The sequence below is a fragment of the Stenotrophomonas capsici genome (assembly GCF_034961085.1).
Lineage (GTDB): Bacteria > Pseudomonadota > Gammaproteobacteria > Xanthomonadales > Xanthomonadaceae > Stenotrophomonas > Stenotrophomonas capsici.
Genome location: NZ_JAYFUH010000110.1, coordinates 1 through 4,078, shown reverse-complemented (window position 1 = coordinate 4,078; position 4,078 = coordinate 1). Strand labels below are relative to the sequence as shown.

At 67.7% G+C, this 4,078-nt stretch carries 4 protein-coding genes; 2 read left to right on the top strand and 2 right to left on the bottom strand.

What is annotated here, in order from left to right; translation table 11 throughout:
• Both VA603_RS09295 and VA603_RS09290 read left to right on the top strand, forming a co-directional pair.
• The coding region (locus VA603_RS09295; RefSeq protein ID WP_323438623.1) for a hypothetical protein at positions 1–868 on the top strand (868 nt) is incomplete at its 5' end.
• Complete coding sequence (locus tag VA603_RS09290; protein WP_323438622.1) at positions 865–1,665, top strand: enoyl-CoA hydratase-related protein; 801 nt, start codon at positions 865–867, stop codon at positions 1,663–1,665. The genes VA603_RS09295 and VA603_RS09290, both read left to right, overlap by 4 nt.
• 262 nt (positions 1,666–1,927) lie before the next feature.
• Here the strand turns inward: VA603_RS09290 and groL are convergent, their stop codons facing one another.
• Together groL and VA603_RS09280 are read right to left on the bottom strand one after the other, a co-directional pair.
• Positions 1,928–3,574 (bottom strand): chaperonin GroEL, encoded by a 1,647-nt coding sequence (groL, locus tag VA603_RS09285; RefSeq protein ID WP_132863399.1) that lies wholly within the window; start codon positions 3,572–3,574, stop codon positions 1,928–1,930.
• A gap of 85 nt (positions 3,575–3,659) precedes the next feature.
• Positions 3,660–3,947, bottom strand: a complete 288-nt coding sequence (locus VA603_RS09280; RefSeq protein ID WP_132863397.1) for a co-chaperone GroES — start codon at positions 3,945–3,947, stop codon at positions 3,660–3,662.
• Positions 3,948–4,078: the final 131 nt, after the last annotated feature.

The window sequence follows — 4,078 nt, the reverse complement described above, 5'->3', positions numbered from 1 at the left end:
CAGCCCGGCCGACGTCACCACGCCATCGGAACAGAACCGCTGGATCGCCTGGCCGTACACCAAGCGCATGACCGCCAATCCGCAGGTCAACCAGGGTGCGGCCGTGCTGGTGACCAGCCTGGCGCTGGCGCGCCGCGCCGGCCTGCCCGAAGAACGCCTCGTGCACATCTGGGGCGGCGTGCATGCCAACGAGCCCGGCGACTTCCTGGCACGCGACCACTACTGGGAAAGCCACGCCCAGAGCACGGTGCTGGAAAGCGCACGCCACCTTGCCGGCGGCGTGTTCGAAGCGATGGAGCTGTACAGCTGCTTTCCCTGCGTCCCCAAGATGGCGCGCCGCGCGCTCGGGTTGCCGGCGCGCTTCGAGCCCACCGTCACCGGCGGGTTGACCTTCTTCGGCGCACCGCTGAACAACTACATGACCCATGCCACCTGCGCGATGGTGCGGCGCCTGCGCGCTTCGCGTTCGTTCTTTCCCGGGTTGCTCTATGGCCAGGGGGAATTCGTCACCAAGCACCATGCACTGCTGCTGGCCCGGCGTCCCTACCCCGGCCATCCGGACCTGGCCTTCAGCAGCGTGCAGTCCATCGCGGACAGCCGGCGCGGCGAAGTGCCGCCGCTGGAAATCAGCCCGGCCGGCGAAGGCCAGCTGGAAGCCTTCACGGTCATCCACCGCCGCGATGGTTCCGTCGCGCACGGCGTGGCCATCCTGCGCACGCCCAGCGGCACCCGCACGCTGGCCGAAGTGGCCGCCGACGATGCCTGGACGCTGGCGGTGCTGACCAGCAGCGAGATCGCGCCGATCGGCAGGCGCGGCCTCCTGCAGCCGACCTCGCGCGGTCACTCCCGATGGAGCCTGCCCCGATGAACAATGAAGCCGTCATCCAGCTGGGCCGCACGGTCAGCGTGCGACTCGTCGGCGCCCACGTCGCTCTGGTCACGCTGCAGCGGCCACTGGTGCGCAATGCCATCGACGCCATCACCGCGCTCAACCTGGAGCAGGCGGTGCAGCTGACCGATGCGGACAGCGAGGTACGTTGCGTGATCCTCACCGGTGCCGGCGATCAGGCGTTCTGTGCCGGCGCCGACCTGAAGGCCATCGCCAATGGCGAGGCCGCCGCGCTGAGCACCACGCGCGGCGGCTTCGCCGGTTTCGTGCACCAGCCCCGACGCAAGCCCTGGATCGCCGCGGTCAATGGCCTGGCGCTGGCGGGCGGCACCGAGATCGCGCTGGCCTGCGACCTGATCGTCGCTGCCGGGCATGCCGCCTTCGGCCTGCCCGAAGTCCGGCGCGGGCTGGTCGCCGCCGCCGGCGGCCTGTACCGCCTGACCCGCGCGATACCGCGTGCATTGGCCATCGAGCTGATCCTCACCGGCGAGCAACTGCCGGCTGCACGTGCGCAGGCGATCGGCCTGGTCAACCAGGTGGTGCCCGGGCCGGAGCTGCTGGCCACGGCCATCACGCTGGCCGAGCGCATCAGCGCCAACGCGCCACTGGCCGTCTGCGAAAGCTTGGCGGTGGCCCGTGCCGCGTTCGACCATGACGACCGCGTGCTGCGCGAGATGAGCGCCAGCGCGATCCGCGCGGTCGCCGGCAGCCGCGACTACCTGGAGGGCCCACGCGCCTTCCTGGAGCGACGACCGCCGCACTGGAGCGGGACATGAGGCCGGGCGGCACGGGCTGAGCGCAGCGCATCCGGGTGCTGCCCATGGCGGTGCACACAGCAGGTAGCGGCGCATGCCCCCCAAGCCCGCCCTGCCCACCGCCGGCGGGCTCCCCCGGCATCCGGGTGCGCTGCGCCCAGCCCGTCTGCCCTGCGCCGGAAGGCTGCCGCGGCGCAGGCTGCCACGCCACCTGCACAAAAGCAGAACCCCGCCTTGCGGCGGGGTTCTGTGTGTTACCAGCAGCGGTGAGGCTGCGGCGGACTTAGAAGTCCATGCCGCCCATGCCACCCATGCCGCCCATGCCACCGGCGCCCATGGCCGGCTCGTCCTTCTTCGGTGCCTCGGCCACCATCGCTTCGGTGGTGATCATCAGGCCAGCGATCGAAGCGGCGTTCTGCAGGGCCGAACGGGTCACCTTGGTCGGGTCCAGGATACCGAATTCCAGCATGTCGCCGAACTCGCCCGAAGCAGCGTTGTAACCGAAGCTGCCGGTGCCTTCCTTGACCTTGTTGACGATGACCGACGGCTCTTCGCCGGCGTTGGCAACGATTTCGCGCAGCGGGGCTTCCATCGCGCGCAGGGCGATCTGGATGCCGTGGTTCTGGTCTTCGTTGTTGCCCTTCAGGCCCGCCAGCGCGGTGACAGCGCGCACCAGCGCGACGCCGCCGCCCGGGACCACGCCTTCCTCAACGGCTGCACGGGTAGCGTGCAGGGCGTCGTCGACGCGGTCCTTCTTTTCCTTCATTTCGATTTCGGTCGAAGCACCGACCTTGATCACGGCAACGCCGCCGGCCAGCTTGGCCACGCGTTCCTGCAGCTTCTCGCGGTCGTAGTCCGAGGAGGTGTCCTCGATCTGGGTCTTGATCTGCTTGACGCGCGACTCGATGGCAGCGGTATCGCCGGCGCCGTCGATGATGGTGGTGTTCTCCTTGGAGACCTGCACCTTCTTGGCGCGGCCCAGGTCCTTGATGGTGGCCTTTTCCAGCGACAGGCCCACTTCCTCGGAGATCACGGTGCCGCCGGTCAGCACGGCCATGTCTTCCAGCATCGCCTTGCGACGATCGCCGAAGCCCGGTGCCTTGACGGCCACGACCTTGACGATGCCACGGATGGTGTTGACCACCAGGGTGGCCAGCGCCTCGCCTTCGATGTCCTCGGCGATGATCAGCAGCGGCTTGCCTGCCTTGGCGACGCCTTCCAGCACCGGCAGCAGGTCACGCACGTTGGAGATCTTCTTGTCGTGCAGCAGGATGAACGGGTCGTCCAGGTCGGCGGTCTGGGCCTGCTGGTTGTTGATGAAGTACGGGGACAGGTAGCCGCGGTCGAACTGCATGCCTTCCACGACGTCCAGCTCGTTCTCCAGGCCCGAGCCTTCCTCGACGGTGATCACGCCTTCCTTGCCGACCTTCTTCATCGCTTCGGCGATGATGTTGCCGATCGACTCGTCCGAGTTGGCCGAGATGGTGCCGACCTGGGCGATGGCCTTGTCGTCAGCGGTGGGCTTGGAGATGTTCTTCAGCTCGGCGACGGCGGCAACCACGGCCTTGTCGATACCGCGCTTGAGGTCCATCGGGTTCATGCCGGCGGCAACGGCCTTGGCGCCTTCGCGGATCAGGGCCTGGGCCAGCACGGTGGCGGTGGTGGTGCCGTCGCCGGCGTCGTCGTTGGTGCGCGAAGCGACTTCCTTCACCATCTGCGCGCCCATGTTCTCGAACTTGTCAGCCAGTTCGATTTCCTTGGCCACGGACACGCCGTCCTTGGTGATGGTCGGGGCGCCGAAGCTCTTCTCGAGCACGACGTTGCGGCCCTTCGGGCCGAGGGTGGCCTTGACGGCATTGGCGAGAACGTTGACGCCGCGCACCATGCGCGAACGGGCGTCTTCACCGAAACGAATATCCTTGGCAGCCATTGCGATTACCTCTGAGTAGAGCCGAGCCATGCTCGGCCGCTTTTATCGGGAAAGGGGTCTGTTTCGAAAGCAGGGGGAGCGCGGCTCAGCCGATGACGGCGAGCACGTCGTCTTCGCGCAGCACCTTGTACTCGACGCCTTCGGCCTTGTAGGTCGAACCGGCGTACTGGCCGTAGATGACCTTGTCACCGACCTTCAGCGACGGGGCGCGCACCGAGCCATTGTCCAGCGGCTTGCCCGGGCCGACGGCCACGACTTCGCCCTTGGTGGACTTTTCCTTGGCCGAATCCGGGATCAGGATGCCGCCGGCGGAGATTTCGTCGGCTTCGATCGGCTTGACCACAACGCGGTCGTGAAGCGGCTTGATGCTCATGAAGAACCTCTTAAGTATTTGATTGGCCTGAAGATCCGGCGACACCACCACCCCCGACCAGAGGGTGCCGGTGCCACGCGCAAAAACGCCCGTCCAACGGGCTTGCTCGGGAGATGGGGCCCGCCCGGAGG

What these genes read in the sequence shown, in the direction of transcription:
- VA603_RS09290 (WP_323438622.1), top strand. Translation starts at nt 865, where the DNA reads ATGAACAATGAAGCCGTCATCCAGCTGGGCCGCACGGTCAGCGTGCGA.
- groL (WP_132863399.1), bottom strand. Translation starts at nt 3,574, where the DNA reads ATGGCTGCCAAGGATATTCGTTTCGGTGAAGACGCCCGTTCGCGCATG.
- VA603_RS09280 (WP_132863397.1), bottom strand. Translation starts at nt 3,947, where the DNA reads ATGAGCATCAAGCCGCTTCACGACCGCGTTGTGGTCAAGCCGATCGAA.